The organism is Cohnella sp. GCM10020058 (genome assembly GCF_042683485.1).
Lineage (GTDB): Bacteria > Bacillota > Bacilli > Paenibacillales > Paenibacillaceae > Cohnella.
Map to the genome: position 1 here is coordinate 312,486 of NZ_JBHUJV010000015.1, position 20,851 is coordinate 333,336.

Here is a 20,851-nt window from a genome sequence, read left to right on the forward strand (position 1 = left end):
CGGCAGCAAGGGGCGATTGCGCTTGTATAAAGCGATAGAACGCGGGATTTGGCGCCGGTTGGCTTTTTTGTTCGTCGTCTTCGCGACAGGCGCGGCATGTCTGGCCGGATGCGCCGGAGGCGGCGGAAGAGGAGATGCGGCCGGCGGCTCGGCGGGCAGTGCGGCGTCGGGGCTCGAACCTGTCAGTCTGATCTGGTATTATCCGCAATACCAGTCTAATTCCGACCAACGGCTCGTGAACGACGGGGTAAATGAAATCACTCGCGCGAAGCTGAACGCCACCGTCGACCTGCGCCCGATCGATTTTGCCAATTACGAGCAGAAGCTGAACACGATCGTCGCTTCCGGCGAGCAGATGGACATCGTCTGGACGTCCAACTGGCTGTTCCAATGGACGACCAATGCAAAAAAAGGCGTGTTCCAGCCGATCGACGACCTCCTTGGCCAATACGGCGGGCAACTGCTCGCCTCCATGGACGAGAAATACTGGAACGGCGGGAAGCTGGGCGGGCAGCAATACGCGGTCCCGAACTATCAGATCGCCGCGATGCGACCGAGTCTCGTCATTCAGAAGCGCTTTATCGATAAATACAAGCTGGACGTCTCCAAGATCATGCGGATTGAAGACATCGAGCCCTTTCTGAAACGGATCAAGGAAAACGAGCCCGGTATCGTGCCGTTCGGCACGACCAAAGGCTTTTACACGAATCTGCTTTACGGCATCGACTGGATCGTGCCCGTCTACCGGAACGATCCGACGCCGACCGTGCTTCCGGACGTGACGCCGGAGATGCGGGCCAATTTTACGATGATGCATGATTGGTACACGAAGGGTTACATCAATGAAGACGCCGCTACGCTTAAGGATGCGGCGGATGCCTACAATAAAGGAAACACGGCGGTATGGTTCGATATTACGGGCAAGCCGGGCTCCGAGGTCGAGTACAAGGCGGCGGACGGCGGCTTCGACGTGCAATTGGTGCCGCTGACGGGATCGGCCTTCGTCGGCGCGGGCAATTCGATGAACGCGATCGGCCGAACGTCGGCCCATCCGGATCGGGCGGTCATGCTGCTGAATCTGGTGAACGCGGACAAGCCGCTGTACAACCTGCTCGTGTACGGCATCGAAGGCAAGCACTATACGAAAACGACCGGCAATTTCATTAAAATAAATCCGGACGGCGGTTATTTTACGAATACGGACTGGGTGTTCGGCGATATCCGAGGCGAATATTTGCCAGAGGGCTCCCCGCCCGACAAGATCGAGCAGACGGTCAAGGCGAATGAAGAGGCGTCCGTCTCCGCCTTCGAAGGGTTCGAGTTCAATTCGGACCCGGTCAAGACCGAGATCGCGAACGTGCGAGCCGTCAACGACGAATACTATTCCGCCCTCGCTACGGGCACGGTCGACCCGGCGCGCTTCCTGACGGAATACGAAGACAAGCTCGCGAAGGCGGGCTCCGGCGTGATCGTCCAGGAGAAGCAGAAGCAGCTGGACGCGTGGCTGAAGGCGAAGGGGGAGAAGTAGCAGCGGACCTGCGATGCAATGCGGAACAAACTTCCGCTATGCCTGCTCGAACGACGTCTTCGCGGCACGATAGCGGAACAAACTTCCGCTATGCCTGCCCGAACGACGCCTTCGCGGCACGATAGCGGAACAAACTTCCGCTATGCCTGCTCGAACGGTGCCTCTGCGGCGCGATAGCGGAACAAACTTCCGCTATGCCTGCTCGAACGATGCCTCTGAGGCGCGATAGCGGAACAAACTTCCGCTATGCCTGCTCGAACGATGCCTCTGCGGCGCGATAGCAGAACAAACTTCCGATATGCCTGCCTCAATCCCGACTTTTTGCAAAATAGTGATGTGTCGCATCGCTATTTCATTCCAAGTACCAGTATTTGACGAAATAACGATGTAGCACATCGCTATAGCCGCCCGCCGGCTGTTTTCCTGCGCAATAACGATGTAGCACATCGCTATATCCGCCCGCCGGCTATTTTCCCGTGAAATAACGATGTGGCACATCGCTATAGCCGCCCGCTGGCTGTTTTCCTGCGCAATAACGATGTGCCGCATCGCTATATCCGCCCGCCGGCTGTTTTCCTGCGCAATAACGATGTGCCACATCGCTATATCCGCCCGCCGGCTGTTTTCCCGCGAAATAACGATGTGGCACATCGCTATAGTCGCCCGCCGGCTGTTTTCCTGCGCAATAACGATGTGGCACATCGCTATAGCCGCCCGCCGGCTGTTTTCCCGTGAAATAACGATGTAGCACATCGCTATAGCCGCCCGCCGGCTGTTTTCCCGCGCAATAACGATGTAGCACATCGCTATATCCGCCCGCCGGTATTATTTCTGCCGAAGCCTCGCCCTCCGCCGCCATAAGCGTTTATTGCCACGTTACAGTAGCCCCGCGCAAGCCCTATTCATACGCTGCCCCAGCCGCGAACGACGGGAATTCTTCCCGTCCGTTTTGCGGCTTTTTTCGTATGGCCGCCGCGTGCGCGGAATCGGGCAGAAAAAAGCAAATCGCGCACTCCGGCGGAGAGTAAAGTACGATTTCTTCACTTTCTTTGGCCCCGAAACGGCGATATCGTCAAGGCATGAGCAAGGCGCAAGACGCAAATCCAAGCAGCAAGGAGGACGCCGGCCGATATGAAACGCGGCAAGTTTTTAAAGTTTGTAAGCAGGAACGGCGAATTGTTTATTTTCTCGCTTCCCGCGATCATCTACATTTTCGTCATGTCGTATGTCCCGATGTTCGGTGTCATTATCGCCTTCAAAAACTACGTGTACGACAAGGGGATCCTGGGAAGCGAATGGGTCGGCTTCAAAAACTTCAAGTTCCTGTTCGAGAGCGAAAATGCCTTTCGGATCACGCGGAACACGGTGCTGTACAACTTGGGCTATATGCTCATGACGACCGTATTCTCGCTGGCTGTGGCCATATTGCTCCACGAAGTCGCCAAGAAATGGCTGAAGATTTACCAGACGGCGATGATCCTGCCTTTCTTCCTGTCGTGGGTCGTCGTCAGCTACATCACGATGGCGTTCCTCGATCACCAGAACGGCTTCCTGAACGGCTGGCTGGAGGGACTCGGGTTCGACCGGGTCCAATGGTACTTCAAAGCCAACGTCTGGCCCTACATTCTCAATGCGGTCCATCTGTGGAAGGCGATCGGATTCTCGGCGCTCGTGTACTTCGCCGGCATCCTCGGCATCGACGCAGAGCTGTACGAGGCGGCCAAGATCGACGGTGCCAAGCGCTGGCAGATGATTACCAACGTCACGCTTCCCCAGTTGACCCCGCTTATCATCATTCTTCTGATCATGAGCATCGGCAATATGTTCCGTGGGGACTTCGGCCTGCACTACTTCATTCCGAACAATAACGGCATGACGTACGCCACGACGGACATTATCGACACCTATATTTATCGGGCGCTCAGCGAGCTCGGGGACGTCAGCATGGCTTCCGCCGTCGGTCTCTATCAATCGGTGGTCGGTCTCGTGCTCGTCGTAGCCGCGAATTACACGGTCCGCAAAATCAACGAAGAAAATTCCTTGTTCTAAGGAGGACAGCTCCATGCCTGCCAATTCTATGCCCGCGAAGTCTATGTCCGCGAAGACCACGACCGCCAAGTCCACGACTGCCAAAAAGTCTTCCTTCAAGTGGTCGACGCTGATCATTCATCTCATCTTTATCCTGATCACGCTTAGCATGCTCGTGCCGTTAGCGCTCGTGATCATCGTGTCGCTGACGGACGAAAACTCGATTTTGCATCATGGGTACCGGATGATTCCGGATAAATTCTCCTTTGCGGCTTACGAATACTTCTTCAAGTCGCCGGACGCGATCCTGCGCGCTTACGGCGTGACGATCTTCGTCGCCGTCGTCGGCACGATCCTGAGCCTGATCCTGACGGCAAGCATGGGCTACACGCTCTCCAGAAGAGATTACGGTCTGGTGCGGCCAACCTCCTTCTACGTCTTCTTCACGATGCTGTTCGGCGGCGGGCTCGTCCCGTTTTACATTCTGGTCACGCAGTATCTGCACTTGAAGGATACGATCTGGGCGCTGATCGTGCCGGGGATGCTCAGTCCGTTCTACGTGCTCATCATGAAGGGCTTCATGTCCAAAATTCCGTTCGAAATCATCGAGTCCGCCAAGGTGGAGGGCGCGCGGGAATGGCGAATCTTCGTACAACTGATCCTGCCGTTGTCTAAACCGTCGCTCGCGACACTCGGTTTGTTCATCATGTTCAACTATTGGAACGAATGGTTTAATGCGCTGCTGTTCATCGACAACGAGCGACTGGTGCCGCTGCAGCTGCTGCTGGTGCGGACGATGAACTCGCTCGACTTTATTACTTCGCGGCCCGAGTTCGCGCTCGTCATGTCCAACTTCAATCTGGCGAACTTCCCGAAGACGGCGGCCAAATTCGCGATCGCCATCCTGTCCGCGGGTCCGATGTTAATCGTTTTCCCGTTCTTCCAGCGTTTCTTCGTCAAAGGTTTGACCGTAGGCGCCATTAAGGGTTGAGCAATACCGAATACCGGTTAGCGGGATGTCCCATTAAAGGCGCTCGGAAAGGCGGTGAAGGCGGTACGGTTGCGCGGCGGCCTTTAATCTATCGATAGGCATCATCATCATCCAACATTTCTCGGGAGGGTTCACGTTGCAAAAAACAAACAGCAGCAAATTTAAATTCCGGACTACGCTTCTCACGTCGATCTCGCTGGCGGCTGCGCTCACGGCTGCAGGCTGCGGCAATTCCAACAACAATACGGACGCATCGCCGAGCGCCGCCGCTTCCGGCAACGCCAGCTCCACAGCGTCGGCGTCGGCGCCGGCTTCGGACAGCGCGTCGCCTTCGGCTAGCAGCGAGCTTGAGCCCGTAGAGCTGACCTGGTACTATCCGCAAAACGCGGCGAACGCCGACCTGAAGCTCGTCAACGATGCGGTCAACAAGATCACGAAAGAAAAAATCAATGCGACGATCAAGCTCATGCCGATCGACTTCGGCACCTACGAGCAGAAGATGAATACGACGACGGCGGCCAGCGAGAAGATCGACATCATCTGGACCTCCAACTGGCTGTTCAAGTTCGATACGAACCAGAAGAAGGGCGTATTCCTGCCGCTCGACGACCTGCTGAAGTCCAGCGGGCAGAAGCTGTACGATTCGATGCAAAAGAAGTTCTGGGACGACGCCACGCTGGACGGCAAGATCTACGCCGTGCCGAACTTCCAGGTCTCGGCCAGCCGCCCTTCGCTCGTGCTCCAGAAGCGGTTCGTGGACAAATACAACCTGGATATCAGCACGATCAAGAAGATCGACGACATCGAACCATTCCTGAAGCAAATCAAGGACGGCGAGCCGGGCATCACGCCGTTCGGCACGACCAGGGGCTTCTACTCGGGTCTGATGTACAACATCGACAACCGGGTCGAAGTGTACAGGGACGATACGACGCATACTGTCCTGCCGGACGTCACGGACGAACTGAAGCATAGCTACGAGCTCGCGCATTCCTGGTACTCGAAAGGCTACATCATGGAGGATGCCGCGACGCTGAAGTCCGCAGCCGACGCCTACAACAAAGGAACGACGGCCGTCTGGTTCGACGTGACGGGCAAGCCGGGCTCCGAGGTCGAGTTCAAGGTCTCCGACGGCGGATACGACGTCGTGCTCGCGCCGCTGGCACAGTCCACGTTCACGGGCGCAGCCAGCACGATGAACGCCATCAGCCGCACGTCCAAAAATCCGGAGCGCGCGATGATGTTCCTCGAGCTCGTCAACACCGACAAGGAGCTGTACAACACGCTCGTTTACGGCATCGAGGGCAAGCACTACGTGAAGACGACGGGCGACTACATCAAGATCAATCAGGATGCAGGCTACTTCACGAACACGGACTGGATTTTCGGCAACATCACCAACGAATACCTGCCTGAAGGCGCTCCGGCCGACAAGATCGAGCAGACGATCAAAGTGAACGACGAAGCGTACGTCTCGCCTTACACGGGCTTTGTCTTCAACACGGAACCGGTCAAGACGGAGATCGCCAACGTGAACGCGGTCAAGGAAGAATACGGCGCCTCGCTCGGCACCGGCACGCTCGATCCGGCGAAGTATCTGCCGATCTACGAGGATAAGCTGAAAAAGGCCGGCGTCGAAACGATCCGCGCCGAAAAGCAAAAGCAGCTGAACGAATGGCTGGCCGCGAACGGCAAGGGCTAAGCATCGGATGAGCCATCGAATCGAATGACAGACCTAGAAAATAGACAGGGCTCGCCCCGTCTATTTTCATTGGTACATAGAGAGAAACGAATCATGGGAGCGACCCGCCGATAAGCTTGCTGCCTCAGGCGAGCGTAAAAGCGGGGCGAACGGCGAGGCCTGCTGTATGGCACGGGATGGCATCATTATCCTAAACTTCGGGAGGGTTTATGTTGTACAAAACAAACATCGGCAAATACGGATTCCGAACCACGCTCCTCGCCTCGCTCTCGCTTGGCCTTGCGCTTGCGGCAGCCGGCTGCGGCAATGCCAACAACAACGCCAATGCTTCGCCAAGCGCAGCCTCGCCAAGCGCAGCCTCGCCAAGCGCAGACGCGTCGGGCAGCGCAAGCGCGGCTCCGTCGGCACCGGCTTCCGCCAGCGCGTCTCCTTCGGCAAGCAGCGAGCTCCCGCCCGTAGAGCTGACCTGGTACTATCCGCAAAACGCGGCGAATGCCGACCTTCAGCTGGTGAACGACGCGGTCAACAAGATCACGAAGGAAAAGATCAACGCCACGGTCAAGCTAAGTCCGATCGACTTCGGCACCTACGAGCAGAAGATGAACACGATGACCGCTGCAGGCGAGAAGATGGACATCGTCTGGACGTCCAGCTGGCTGTTCAAGTTCGATCAGAATCAGCTCAAGGGCGCATTCCTGCCGCTCGACGATCTGCTGAAGACGAGCGGGCAGAAGCTGTTCGATTCGCTGGAAAAGAAGTTCTGGGACGATGCTACGCTACAAGGCAAGATCTACGCGGTCCCGAACTTCCAATTCTCCGCGCAGCGCGCGAGCGTCGTCATCCAGAAGCGGTTCATCGAAAAATATAACCTCGACACCGGCACGATCAAGAAAATGGAGGACCTCGAGCCGTTCCTGAAGCAGATCAAGGAAGGCGAGCCGGGCATTACGCCGTTCGGCACGTGGAAGGGCTTCTACACGGCGCTGCTGTACGGCATCGACACTAAAGTGCCGGTCTACTATACCGATGCGACGAACACCGTCCTTCCGGACGTAACCGATGAAATGAGAGCCAATTACGCGCTTGCTCACTCCTGGTATACGAAGGGCTATATCAACCAGGATGCCGCGACGCTCAAGGCCGCCGCCGACGTATACAACAAAGGAACGACGGCCGTCTGGTTCGACTGGACGGGCAAGCCGGGCTCCGAGGTCGAGTACAAGGCCGCCGACGGCGGCAACGACGTCGTGATTGTGCCGCTCGGCGAGCCGGTATTCACTGGTGCGGCCAGTACGCTCAACGCGATCAGCCGCACGTCCCAAAATCCGGAGCGCGCGATGATGTTCCTCGAGCTCGTGAACACCGACAAGGAGCTGTACAATACGCTCGTCTACGGAATCGAGGGCAAACATTATACGAAAACGACGGGCGATTTCATCAAGATCGACCAAAACGCAGGCTACTTTACCAACACGGACTGGATCTTCGGCAACATCACCAACGAATATCTGCCTGAAGGCTCTCCGGCCGACAAGATCGAGCAGACGATCAAAATGAACAACGAGGCGCGCGTATCCAAGTATAACGGCTTCGTCTTCAACGGCGAGGCGGTCAAAACGGAGATTGCCAACGTCAACGCGGTGAACGGCGAATATGCCGCCTCGCTGGGCAGCGGTACGCTCGATCCGGCGAAGTACCTGCCGATCTACGAGGAGAAGCTGAAGAAGGCGGGAGCGGAAAAGATTCGCACCGAGAAGCAAAAGCAGTTGAACGAATGGCTGGCCGCGAACGGCAAGCAATAAGCCGGGCGATAAAATCGTATCGAAAGGCCGACGCGAAAATAGACCGGGGCTCACCCCCGTCTATTTTCTTCGCGGTAAGGGAGGTTACGCAGATGAAAATCGCGCTGCTGCAGGGCAAAGAACAGCGGGAGAAGGTATTTACACAGCAGCATATCGACCGGCTGCGGAAGCTGGGCGACGTCGCCCTTAACGACATAGCCGGCGATCCGTCGGAGGATCAGCTGGAGGCGCTTATCCGGGACGCCGACATCGCGATCACGTCCTGGGGCTGCGGTCCGCTCACCGCGCGGGTGCTGGATGCCGCGCCGAACTTGCGGCTCGTGCTGCACGCGGCAGGCACGGTGAAGCCGATCGTCACGCAGGAGCTGTGGGACAGAGGCATCCGGGTATCCAATGCGACGGCCGCGCTCGGCAAGGGCGTGGCGGAGACGGCCCTCGGCTTTACAATCGTGTCGCTGAAAGACATGTGGCGGCTTGTCCGCGGGACCCGGGAAGGCGGCTGGGGGGAGGGGGCGAACGTCCGCGAGGTGTACAACGTGACCATCGGCGTCGTCGGCGCGGGAAAAGCGGGCTCGCACTACATCAAGCTGCTGCGCCAGTTCGACGTGGACATCGTGGTGTACGATCCGTTCGTCGACGAGGCGCAGGCCAAGGAGATGGGCGCGCGCAAGGCCGGGCTCGAAGCGCTGCTCGCGCAGAGCGACGTCGTCTCCATTCATCTGCCGTCCTTGCCCGAGACCTATCATATGTTCAACCGGGAGCGGCTGGCGCTCATGAAGGACGACTGCGTAATCATCAATACGGCCCGCGGCTCGGTCATCGACGAGGACGCGCTGGCCGAGGAGCTGCGCAAGGGCCGGTTTTTCGCCTGCCTCGACGTGACCGATCCCGAGCCGCCGCTTCACGAGCATCCTTTCCGCAGCCTGCCGAATGTCGTGCTCACGCCGCATATCGCGGGGGCCGTCAACAACGGGCTGCAGCGTCTCGCGCAGGCTGTCGTTCTGGATGCGGAGGCGTTCATGGACGGCGAGCCGCTTGCCGGCGAAGTGCGCGCCGACCAGTTGCATTTGTTGGCTTGAATAAGAAAGGAGCGTAGGCAGCAGTGGCGAATTATATTACGATCAGCTGTCTGGGCCCGCGGCCGCTCGCCGTGCCGGCCGACGTATCGGACGAAGAAGCGATCGGGCGCATGATCGCCCACTGGCAATCGCAGCTCGACCGGGTGCTGCCTGACCGGCCGGATCTGATCGTCCTGCCGGAGGCTTGCGACCGGCCGGATCCTTTAAGCTTTCCGCTCGACCGGCGCCTATCGTATTATCGCGCGCGCAAGGACCGGATCCGCGACTTCTTCGCGGACGTCGCGAGGCGCCACGGCTGCTACATCGCCTATCCGGCGCATACCGAGGCGAAGGACGGCTCGTGGCGCAACGCCATGCAGCTCATCGACCGCGTAGGCCGCGTTATGGGGGCTTACCGCAAAAACCATTTGACGCCTGACGAGCATACGCGCACGAACATCCTGTACGGGCGGGAGGCACCGATCTTCGAATGCGACTTCGGGCGGGTCGCGGCGGCGATTTGCTTCGACCTCAACTTTGAAGAGCTTCTGCGGCGCTACGCAGCCGAGAAGCCCGATCTGATTCTGTTCCCTTCGATGTATCACGGCGGGCTGATGCAAGGCTATTGGGCGTACGCCTGCCGCTCCTACTTCGCGGGAGCGGTCGCCGGTGCGCCATGTACGATCGTGACGCCGCTTGGAGAAGTGGCAGCCAGCAGCACGAACTATTATTCCTTTATCACGGCTCGGGTCAATCTTGACTACGCCGTCCTTCATATTGACGAGAATGACGCCAAGTTCCCGGACATGAAGGCTAAATACGGCCCTGCGGTCGTCATCCACGATCCGGGCTATCTTGGCTGCGTGCTGCTGACGAGCGAATCGCCGGATATTACGGCGGACGATATCGTAGCCGAGTTCGGGCTCGAACGGCTTGACGATTACTTCGCGCGGGCGGACCGGTCCAGGCATCTGCCGGGAAGAATGGAGCCCTGACAAGCAGACAAAGAGACAAGGAGACAAGGAAACAAGGAAACAAGGAAACAAGGAAACAAAGGAGGCATGCGCTTTGAAAATCGGAATCGTCGATCTGGATACGTCGCATCCGAACGCCTGGGTGCCGATCCTGCAGCAGCTGGGGCACGAGGTGGTCGCCGTATTCGACGGCGGCACGGTGCATGACGCGGGCGCGGCCGGCACGTTCGCCGCGAAGCACGGCATTCCGTTCGTCTGCGACAGGCTGGCGGATATGCCCGAGCTCGTCGACGCTGCTATCATCCACAGCGTGAATTGGGACCTGCATGCGGAGCGGGCGCGCCCCTTTGCCGAAGCGGGCAAGGCGCTCCTGATCGACAAGCCGATGGCGGGCAACGCGCGCGACATCCGGCAGCTGCTCGCCTGGGCGCGCGGCGGCGTGCGGATCGCGGGCGGCTCGGCGCTGCGCTTCTGCGCCGAAGCCGAGGCGTGGCGCAGGTCCCGCGTTCCGGAGGACCGGATCGTCACCGCGCTGGCGGGCTGTTCGGTCGACGAATTTAACTACGGCATCCACGCCTTCGGTCTGATGCTGGCCATTATGGGGCCGGGAATCGCGAGCGTCAGGTCAACCGGCGTCCATATCCAGCATCAAATCGAGCTGGTCTGGCAGGACGGCCGCAAGGGATTCCTCAGCGTAGGTACGACCGCGGGCTACCTGCCCTTCTACGCGACAATCGTCTCGGAGCGCGAAGTCCGGCATATCCAGGTGGATTCGGACCGGCTGTACCGTTCGTTCCTCGAGGCAGCGCTGCCTTATTTGGCCGGAGAATCCGCCGCCTTCCCGCCGCTTGGCGAGCTGCTGGAGGCGGAGCTGGCGGCGGTCGCCGCCAGGCGCTCCCGGTTGGAAGGCGGACGGACGGTCACGCTCGAGGAGATCGCGGTCGAGTCGGAGCCGGGGTACGACGGGGGCGACTTCTCGGCTCAATACCGCATGCAAGCTAGGGGGCGAACGCGATGATCACGATTCAAAAGACGGGGCTGGGTACGATTCGGGAGCCGCTTGCCGCGCCTTTCGGCTTCAAGGGCGGTTACGTCGACGAGCTGTGGCAGTCGGTCGTCTGCCTGGAGGACGAGCGCGGCAACCGATCGACCGGACTTGGCGTCCAGAGCGTCCTGTGGTCGGACCCCGACGTCTATGCGAAATGGGGGGCCGAACGCGGCAACGCGTTTATGCAAGCGATCACCGCGTATGCCTTAAAGGCAGCTGACGGCGCATCCTTCGGGACACCGCTGGATCTGCTGGACGACCTGGTCGGGCAGGCGCGGGGCTATGCCAACCGCGAGTGGGGCGAAGGTCCGCTCCGCGCGACCTTCGCTTTAAATGCCCTCGTGCCCGTCGATCATGCGGCATGGGCGCTGCTCGGAAGGCGGCAGCCGGACGCTTCCTTCTTCGAGCTGATACCCGCAGCATACCGTTCCTCCCTGCAGGCCCGCCACGACCGGCTGGCCTGCACGCCGGTCGTCTCCTACGGAATGACGGCGGCGGACGTGGAGGCGCTGCTGGACGACGGCTACTTCGTGCTGAAGATCAAGCTCGGCTCCGACCCGGACGGCGACGGCGATCCGGACAAGATGCTGGCATGGGACATCCGGCGACTGGCGGAGATCCACCGGATCGCGGGAGACCGGGATTGCCCGCATACCGACAACGGGAAGATCGCGTATTATCTGGACATCAACGGACGTTACGCTGGGAAGGAGCCGCTGTGCCGGCTGATCGACGCGGCGGAACGAATGGGCGCGCTGGACCGCGTTTTGGTCGTCGAGGAGCCGTTCCCGGAGCACGTTCACGCGAGCGTCGCGGACCTGCCGGTCCGGGTGGCGGGCGACGAGAGCGTACACGACGAGGGAGATGCGCTGGCGCGCATCCAGATGGGCTACGGCGCGTTCGCGCTCAAGCCCGTCGCCAAGACGATGAGCATGAGCCTGAGGATCGCCCGGGCGGCTGCCGCCTACCGCATTCCGTGCTTTTGCGCGGACTTGACGGCCAATCCGCTGATGGTCGACTGGAACAAAAACCTGGCCGCCCGTCTGGCGCCCCTGCCCGGTCTGTCCATGGGCCTGATCGAATCGAACGGCGGGCAAAATTATCGGCGCTGGGAAGACATGAAACGCGGCCATCCGAGATCGGGGAGCGATTGGATCGAGCCGGCGTCCGGCATGTTCAGGCTCACCCCGGCTTTTTACGCAAGCAGCGGCGGCGCGCTGGACGACAGCGCTAGTTACGCTGCCGCTTGCAAGCTGCATTAGGGAATCGTTCCAACGACTGTAAAAAGGTCGTTCACATACTGTCCATAATGGAGAAAAGTGCGGATTTTGCACTTTTCTCTTCGTTTAAATTCTTGATAAGGTAGAGACGGAGGGGATTACGCCATGGCTCACTACCTGCGGAAATACAGAGAACGCAAATACTTGATGCGCATCATGCTCTCGATCAACCTGCTTATCGTCGTTTCCATGCTGGCGTCCTTGCTGACGGCCTACATGTACTCGCGGAAGATCAGTCTCGATTCCCAGCGGGAGGCCAACGAGAAGGTACTCTCCCAGATCAATTACAACATTTCCTACATGAACGAGACGGTCAAAAACTTCGCAATCTCCCTTTATTACGATAACGATATGGCCCACCTGCTGTTCAGCAGGGAACTGGACCGGTTCGAGGATACGCTGCGAATTATCAAGCTGAACAAAACGATCGCTTACAACTCGTTTATCCATTCCATTGTCTTCTACAACAGCAAGCGGGATACGTACTTTACGAGCGGCGACGATTCCATATCGAATCCCAAGAGCAATCTGATGGATATTACGAAGAGCTATCTGGCCGGCACCAAGTCGATCTATAAAATGCAGCTGATGCCGATCGCCTACGCGCCGAACACCGAGCATCCGGAAAATTCGCAGGAAATCTTTTCGCTGTTTATGTACGATTCGATAGAGGCCTACAACAAAACCGACAGCGCTCTCATTATCAATATCAAGCCTGAATGGCTGTTCCAGAAGCTGGAGCTCATGAACCAAACGTCCGACAATCCGTCCAACCGCATCTTTATCCTGGACCAGAACAAGGAAATCTACAGTCCGATCGCGCCGGTGGACGAGGGGCTCGCCAAGCTCAAGGACGAGATTTATAAACGGATCGACGCTTCTAAACAAGAGGTATCCCAATTCACCTATTCGTACGACGGCCAGAAGCAGATCGTGAATTACATGGCCAACGCATCGACGAATTGGGTCATCGTCAATATCGAGCCGTTCACCGGCGTGCTGGCCCAGATCGAGCAGCTCAAAAAGGTGTTCATTACCGTGGCCGCGATCTCCTTTGTACTGGCGCTCCTCGCTTCCCTGTTCGTGTCCAACAAGCTGTACAATCCCGTCAGCGTGCTGCTGAAGCAGACGGCGCGAGTGCCAGGCGTGACGATCGAGCCATCGCAGGGCAAGGATGAATTCAGCTATGTCACGGACATTTACGACCGGCTGGTCGAGAAGCTGGCGTCGGAGCAATCGAGGCAGGCCGGCAACGAAAATATCATTTGTTCCTATCACCTGCGCAAGCTCGTGACCGACAGCACGGCGATATCGGCGGATGAACTGAAGTCGTTCAGGGAGCGGGGCTACCTCAAGACCGATCTCGAATGGCCGTTCGTGCTGGGCGTCATTAAAGTAGACGACTATAAAAAGCTTAAGGATACCCGGGGATTGGACCTTAAGCTGCTGCAGTTTGCCGTCTCCAATATCGTGCAGGAGGTCGTATCCGAGGTGTTGCCGGTGGATGCGGTGGATCTTAGAGAAGAGCACTTCGTATTGCTGTTCGACATCGGGAAGCCCGACGAGGAGACGTACGAACGGATCGCTTCGCTTATGCGAAAAGCGCAATCGATCATTAGCGATCTCTACCACATCACGTTCACCGTGGCGCTCAGCGACCTCGTCCCCTCATATAGCGAGCTGACCTATTCTTACGAGCGGACGCTCGACTATTTGCAATACCGGATGAACGTCGGCGCGAACGCGGTGATCACGCCCGAGACGGTCCGGGCCAGGCAGGACAACCACGATGCGCAGATTCCGCCCGAGCTCGAACGCAAGCTGATCGAAGGGATTAAGTCGGGCCGGCAGGAGCAGGTCCATCAGGAGCTCGCGCGCATCCGCGGCGTCATCTCCGGGATGAGCTCGGATGCCGTCATCCAGTCTGTCGTCCATGTCGGCATCATCATCAAGCAGACGATCCGCGAGATCAACCAGAACAAGGTGTCGCCGATCATGCTCGACCTGCGTTCCATCGACGGTCTCGTGTTCGAGAAGGAGACGCTCGACGAGATCTTCGAGGCGTTCGTCCAGATTATGGACGCCATCTTCGTCGATCACAAAGCCGTCGTCGAGAACAAGGTCCAGGTCATCGTCGATACGATCAAGGACGTCATCCAGTCGAACTACGCCAACGGGAATCTCAGCCTGCAGGAGATCTCCGATTTGCTCAAGATGTCCCCGGCATACGTAGGCCGGATCTTCAAAAAGTACGAGACCGTATCGGTTGCAGATTATATCAACGAGGTCCGGCTGCAAAACGCGGTCATTCTGCTTGAAAAAAACAACTGGCAGGTCAACGAGATTTCGGAGAAAGTCGGGTTCAGCTCGCAAAGCTACTTCTTCAAATTGTTCAAAAAGCGCTTCGGCACGACGCCGAAGGACTACCGGATCAAGAAATCGATGGGATTGTAGAACAAGGTTCACTAAAAACCATATCGAGGAGCGCGACAAGGGGGAAAAGTGCAGATTTTGCACTTTTTTTTCTTAAGCGTCCTGCTACTGTATGAGGTGCGGATGTCACCGATTCGCCATCTGACAAGAGGAGGTATGGTTCTTGTACAAGAAACAGAGATCGAAGCTTGTTTCCTGCATGGCGGCATTTATGATTGCATTATTGATTATCGGACTTGTGCCGGTAACGGGCGCGCAGGCTGCCGAGCCTGACGTCCCGATCGCGGACAACGGCGCGGGCGCGACGCTCAATACCCTCAGCGTGACCGGGGCGACTTATCACGTCTCGACCAACGGCGACGACAATGCCGACGGTTCGGCAGAGGCGCCTTTTCTGACCATCGGCAAATGCGCCGCGGTCGTACAGCCGGGCGACGCCTGCCTGATCGGCGCGGGCACGTACCGCGAGACGGTCAAGCCGGCCGTCAGCGGAACGAGCGCATCGCCGATCACGTTCGCGCCGGAGACGGGCGCGGCGGTCGTCGTCAGCGGCACCGAGCAGCTCGGCGGCTGGACGCCGTATCAAGGTCACGATCATATCTACATTACCGATCTGCCGGAAGGCATGACGAGCCTGGGCGAGCAGAACCAGCTTTTCATCCGGGACGGCGGGAACGTCACATCCCTGTGGGAAGCGAGATGGCCCAATATCGGCGATTATACGCTGCCCGAGCTCAAAAACCACGTGGGTGTCGCGAAAGCCGGCTCGGCTACGACGCTTACCAGCAACGAGCTGACGCAGGCCGACAATTACTGGGTCGGCGCTACGCTCTGGGAACGCGGCGGCGACGCGTATGTCGCGCAGTCGACCAAGGTAACCGATTTTGACGCTGCGACCGATACGCTGACTTACCTGCCGATGCAGGGCAACTTCGACTACATGTATCCGAAGCTAGGCTCTACCTTTTATCTCTCCGGCCTGCTCAGCGAGCTCGACGCGCCGCGCGAATGGTACATAGATTCGGCTGCGGGCAAAGTATATTTGTGGGCGCCGGACGGCGGCGTGCCTGAGAATGTCGAGATCAAGCAGCGTCTCAAGACGTTCGATCTGAGCGGACGCTCCTATATTCATGTCCAAGGGCTGCAGACGTTCGGCGGCAGCATCCCGATGGACGGCGGCGCGAGCAACAACGTGCTCGACGGCATCACGGCCGAGTATTTGTACTTCTCCACCGAATCGCACGGTACGTCCGTCGCGCATCAGCTCACGGGCGGGATCAATATTTCCGGCAGCAACAATGAGATCAAGAACAGCTCGATCGGCTATTCCACGGGCACTTTGATCAACATCGACGGCAGCAACAACCGTATCGTGAACAATGTCATTCACGACGGCGCATACATGGGCGCATACGATCCGCTGGTCAAGCTGACGACAGGCACCCAGAACCTGATCAGCCACAACGATATGAAAAACTCGGGACGTTATATTCTGTACTGGTCCCGCGGCAGCGCGGAAATTCAGTACAATGACATCCATGACGGCATGTGGCTGTCGCGCGACGGGGCGCTGATCTACAGCTGGGGCGCCGACATGGGCAACAGCGAGATCCACCACAACCTGATCCATGACAGCAAAGGCACGGACATGAGCGTCGGTCTGTACTTCGACAACTACGCCTCCAATGTCGTCGCGCATCACAATGTCATCTACAACAACAATGTGGGCATCCAGCTCAACACGCCGGGCAACTATCGGCTGATCTATAACAACACGGTCGCGAACAACGATCTGAGCAGCATCGGCTACTGGGGCTCCGCGCCGTACGACCAAGAGCTTTACGGCTCGCGGGTGTACAACAACATCTTCACGAATAAAGCGGGACTTACGGCGGATACGGCCAACGGGTTCAATACGTTGTCGGCCAGCGGCGTGAACTTCGCGGATGCCGCAAACGGCAACTTCCGTCTCGGAGCCGGCTCTACGGCCATCAATACGGGCGCCATCATCGAAGGCATTACGGACGGCTTTGCGGGCGCCGCCCCGGATGCGGGCGCTTACGAGTACGGCGGCACGGACTGGACGGTCGGACCGAATAGGACGACGCCGCCGAATCCGTCGTACACGCAGATCGCGACGCCTTATATGAATCTGGTCAAAAACAGCGGCTTCGGCACGCTGGACAACTGGCTCCCATGGTCGGCGACGACGACGTCGCTCGAGCAAGTGCCGAACGCAACGGGCAATGAGGTCTGGAAGAATAGAGGCTACCAAATGCGGCTGAAGCTCGGCAAGGGCGGCGGCGTTGAACAGAAGGTCAACGGGCTTAAGCCGAACACGGATTATAAGTTCGTGGCCTGGGTCTACAACGAACCGGGCGAAACGATTATTGTCGGCGTGACCCAATACGGCGGAGCCGACAAAGATATCTCGACCAAAGAAGAGAAGTATACGCGTATCGAAGTGCCGTTCCGGACGGGAGCGGACATTACAGGTGCGCGGGTACGCATTTACAAGAGCAACGCGACTACAGGCATCTCCTACGCCGACGATCTCGGTCTATTCGAGACGACGCCGTTCGACTCCGGCGTAAGCGACACGCTGCTCAAGGAAGTGAGCATCAATTTGCCGAATACGAATCTTACGGTAGGCGGCACAGGCACGATTCCGCTCGCCGGCAAGCAGCAGGACGACCAGGCTGCAGATCTGTCCGATGCCGATGTCACGTTCACGTCGAGCGACAGCGGCGTTCTGCGTATCGACGGCGTGACCGGCGGCAATGCGTCCTACACGGCGCTGGCGCCGGGACAGGTGACGATCGAGGCGATCGCCGTCAAGGACGGCATTACGAAGGCGGCTACGAAGGTCGTCACGGTATTCCCGAACGGGCAGCAGTCCCCGATCGGAGACTGGTCCGTACGGACTTACGGCACGAACAGCCGCGGCTTCGCCACGGTGGCGAACTCGACCTATACATTGATCGGCCAAGGCGACAATGTATGGAACGCGTCCGACGACTTCGTTTATTTTAGCAAGCCTGTGCATGTGAACGACACGAATGCGAAGGTCACGCTGACCGCGACCATCGATTCGCTTGGCGCCGGCGATCCGGCTTCGGTCGGCCTGATGCTTCGGGCGCAGGACACTGCGGATTCCAAGCACGTGCACTTCCGCACGGACGGGACCGGCAAGGTGCTCCGTTACGTGTTCCGCAACGAAGAGAGCATTCTGGACGCGCAGAAGCCCATTGCCCAGCAGAAGTATTGGGGATCGCAAACCGGTCTGCTGCTGGACTACCAGGGCAAGAGCATCGACGCTCCCTTCCAGATGAAACTGGTCAAGCAGGGAGATAGCGTCGAAGGGTTTTATTTGAAAGACAACGCATGGGTATCGATCGGCAGCACGACCGTCGAATTCGAAGACGGCGACTTCCTCGCCGGCATCGGCATGTTCTCCGGCGCGGGCAAGATTCCGGTGAAGGCCGTCATCTCGAAGCTCGAAGTCACAGTCGAAGGCGACACGCCGGATCCGCAGCCGTCGACATCTCCGACGCCGACACCTGCTTCGACACCGACGCCAACGCCGTCTCCGACATCTTCTCCGTCTCCAACGCCGACGCCGACCGCGACGCCTACACCTACGCCGGCACCGACATCGGGCGCTGCGATCTTTAAGGATGTAGATGCGAAATACGCCTGGGCGGACGAAGCGATCGGAACGCTCGCTGCAGCGGGCATCATCCAGGGCACGAACGAATCGACTTTCGATCCGGCCAAGCCGATCACGCGCGCGGACTTCATGACGCTGCTCGTTCGCATGCTGGGTCTCGAAGCGGACGTGGACGGCGCGGACAACTTCGCGGACGTTTCGCCCAACGATTACTTTTACCGGACGCTGGCGGTCGTGAAGAAGCTCGGCATCACCAACGGCATCGACGGCACGAACTTCGATCCGAGAGCCGAGATTTCGCGGCAGGATATGATGGTGCTGATTGCGAGAGCGCTGCAAGTATCGGGCAAACTCGAACTGTCAGGCGCTTCGGCGGACCTGTCTACGTTTAAAGACGGAGGCGCTGTCTCCGGTTATGCGAAGGAAGCCGTAAGCGGCATGGTCGGCGCCGGCATCATCCAGGGCAGCGACGGACAATTGAATCCGAAGTTCTCCGCGACGAGGGCCGAGACCGCGACGATGCTGTACCGTATCTTCAAGCAGCTCTAACGCGCTTCACAGCAGAATGTGTTGGGCAGGATGTTTTATCGATTAAAAGCATAAGCGTTTAGCAGAAGGAGAATCGCCATGACCCGCCCCGCCCCGCTTTTCGAGACCAGATGCCTGCATTCCCTGGAAAAGGTGTTTCCCGACGAGGCGCTTAGCGCAGCCGCTTATACGCGCGGCTCGGCGCTCAAGGGAGAAACCTATGCCTTCCAGGTTGCTTACCGCGCGTCGGAGCTGACCAAGGCCGTCGCCGTACAATCGCCGCTTGGGGAGCGCGTTTCTCTAAGAGTCGTCGGATTGTCTCCGTCGGAGCTTCCCTGTATGCACGATCGCGACGAGCACGTCCTGCGGGCGACGCCGGGGACTGTATCCCGATCCGTTGTATCCGATCCGGGAAGCGCATGGCGTGACGGGCTTGCCCGATCAGTGGCGGTCGGTGTGGGTCACGGTAGAGACCGGCGCAGATACGCTTGCCGGCGTATATCCGGTCATCGTGCGATTCGCCGCCGAGACGGGCGAGCCGCTCGGGGAAGCGCGCTTCGAGCTGGAGGTCTTGGACGCGGAGCTGCCTCCGCAGACGCTCATCCATACCGAATGGTTCCATAGCGACTGTCTGGCCAATTATTATGGCGTCCACGTATTCGGCGAAGCACATGGGTCGTTGATCGAACGATACCTGGATACGGCCGTGCGGCATGGCATGAACATGGTGCTGACCCCGCTCTTCACGCCGCCGCTCGATACTGCGGTCGGCGGGGAGCGGCCGACGGTTCAACTGGTAGAGGTAGCGAAGGACGGAGAATGCTATGTCTTCGGCTTTGAACGTCTGGAGCGCTGGATCGCCATGTGCGACCGCGTCGGCATCCGTTACTTTGAGTTTTCGCATCTGTTCACGCAATGGGGGGCCAAGCATGCGCCCAAGATCATGGCGGACGACAACGGTACGCATCGGCGGATTTTCGGATGGGATACCGATTCCGCAGGCGAGGAATACAGGGCTTTTCTGGGCGCGTTTCTGCCGTGCCTGGTCGCCTTCCTCCGCCGGGACGGCCTGCTGGACCGCAGCTACTTTCACATTTCCGACGAGCCGCTTGCCGAGCATATGCCCTGGTACCGCAGCGCGAGCGAGCTGATGCAGGCGCATCTTGGTGAACTGCCGATTAACGACGCGCTCACCGACTATGCTTACTACGAGCAGGGGCTGGTGCGGCGGCCGATTCCGGCGAACAATCATATCGAACCCTTTCTCGCGCATGACGTTCCGGAGCTTTGGACGTACTACTGCTGCGTGCAGTACCAGGACGTATCCAACCGTTTTTTCAACATGCCGTCGGCACGCAACCGGATCATCGGCATTCAGTTGTACAAGTATCGAATCGCCGGATTTCTGCACTGGGGCTACAACTTCTGGAACATCCAGTATTCGCTGGAGGCGATCGATCCGTATCGGGTGACCGACGCGGGCTGCACGTTTCCTTCGGGAGACGCGTTCCTGGTCTATCCCGGGGCGGACGGTACGCCCGTCGAGTCGATCCGCATGGAGGTATTCCAGGAAGGGCTCCAGGATCTGCGGGCGCTGCAGCTGCTCGAAAGCTTGATCGGACGCGAGCGCGTGCTTGCGATGATCGAAGAGGGGCTCGAGGAGCCGCTGACGTTCAGCGCGTATCCGCGCGACGCCGCATGGCTGCTGGGATTGCGGGAATCGGTCAACTCGGCGATCAAATTGCATATCGGTTAATAGAACGCGGCGCAGGACAAACGTCCTGCGCTCTTATCATGCTAAGGAGATGG

At 58.7% G+C, this 20,851-nt stretch carries 13 protein-coding genes; 12 read left to right on the plus strand and 1 reads right to left on the minus strand.

Features of this window, described 5'->3' with window-relative positions; genetic code table 11:
* The first annotated feature begins 22 nt into the window (after positions 1–22).
* Complete coding sequence (locus ACFSR7_RS26095; RefSeq protein WP_378166684.1) at positions 23–1,528, plus strand: ABC transporter substrate-binding protein; 1,506 nt, start codon at positions 23–25, stop codon at positions 1,526–1,528.
* Positions 1,529–1,720: 192 nt separating this feature from the next.
* Here ACFSR7_RS26095 and ACFSR7_RS26100 read toward each other — a convergent pair whose 3' ends face one another.
* Entirely contained in the window at positions 1,721–2,332 is a 612-nt protein-coding gene (locus ACFSR7_RS26100; protein ID WP_378166686.1) for a hypothetical protein, read from the minus strand.
* A 327-nt stretch (positions 2,333–2,659) separates the two neighbouring features.
* Between ACFSR7_RS26100 and ACFSR7_RS26105 the strand changes: the two genes are divergently transcribed.
* The 11 genes from ACFSR7_RS26105 (at position 2,660) to ACFSR7_RS26155 (ending at position 20,798) form a co-directional block, all read left to right on the plus strand.
* Complete coding sequence (locus ACFSR7_RS26105) at positions 2,660–3,577, plus strand: ABC transporter permease (RefSeq protein ID WP_378166688.1); 918 nt, start codon at positions 2,660–2,662, stop codon at positions 3,575–3,577.
* 13 nt (positions 3,578–3,590) lie between these two features.
* Complete coding sequence (locus ACFSR7_RS26110; RefSeq protein WP_378166690.1) at positions 3,591–4,547, plus strand: carbohydrate ABC transporter permease; 957 nt, start codon at positions 3,591–3,593, stop codon at positions 4,545–4,547.
* Between the two features lie 136 nt (positions 4,548–4,683).
* Entirely contained in the window at positions 4,684–6,249 is a 1,566-nt protein-coding gene (locus ACFSR7_RS26115; RefSeq protein ID WP_378166692.1) for an ABC transporter substrate-binding protein, read from the plus strand.
* Between the two features lie 212 nt (positions 6,250–6,461).
* Positions 6,462–8,051: an ABC transporter substrate-binding protein gene (locus ACFSR7_RS26120; RefSeq protein WP_378166694.1), complete on the plus strand. Its 1,590-nt coding sequence runs from the start codon at positions 6,462–6,464 to the stop codon at positions 8,049–8,051.
* Between the two features lie 92 nt (positions 8,052–8,143).
* Positions 8,144–9,130 (plus strand): hydroxyacid dehydrogenase, encoded by a 987-nt coding sequence (locus ACFSR7_RS26125; RefSeq protein WP_378166696.1) that lies wholly within the window; start codon positions 8,144–8,146, stop codon positions 9,128–9,130.
* A 23-nt stretch (positions 9,131–9,153) separates the two neighbouring features.
* Entirely contained in the window at positions 9,154–10,104 is a 951-nt protein-coding gene (locus ACFSR7_RS26130) for a carbon-nitrogen hydrolase family protein (protein ID WP_378166697.1), read from the plus strand.
* Between the two features lie 73 nt (positions 10,105–10,177).
* Positions 10,178–11,101: a Gfo/Idh/MocA family oxidoreductase gene (locus tag ACFSR7_RS26135; protein ID WP_378166699.1), complete on the plus strand. Its 924-nt coding sequence runs from the start codon at positions 10,178–10,180 to the stop codon at positions 11,099–11,101.
* The gene (locus tag ACFSR7_RS26140; protein WP_378166701.1) at positions 11,098–12,393 is read left to right on the plus strand and encodes a hypothetical protein; all 1,296 of its coding nucleotides are present in this window, start codon (positions 11,098–11,100) and stop codon (positions 12,391–12,393) included. Before ACFSR7_RS26135 ends, ACFSR7_RS26140 begins: the two co-directional genes overlap by 4 nt.
* Positions 12,394–12,516: 123 nt before the next feature.
* Complete coding sequence (locus ACFSR7_RS26145) at positions 12,517–14,865, plus strand: AraC family transcriptional regulator (protein WP_378166703.1); 2,349 nt, start codon at positions 12,517–12,519, stop codon at positions 14,863–14,865.
* Between the two features lie 142 nt (positions 14,866–15,007).
* Complete coding sequence (locus tag ACFSR7_RS26150; RefSeq protein WP_378166705.1) at positions 15,008–19,063, plus strand: S-layer homology domain-containing protein; 4,056 nt, start codon at positions 15,008–15,010, stop codon at positions 19,061–19,063.
* Positions 19,064–19,466: 403 nt separating this feature from the next.
* A complete protein-coding gene (locus tag ACFSR7_RS26155; RefSeq protein ID WP_378166707.1) occupies positions 19,467–20,798 on the plus strand; it encodes a DUF4091 domain-containing protein in 1,332 nt (443 codons plus the stop codon).
* The last annotated feature ends 53 nt before the right edge of the window (positions 20,799–20,851 follow it).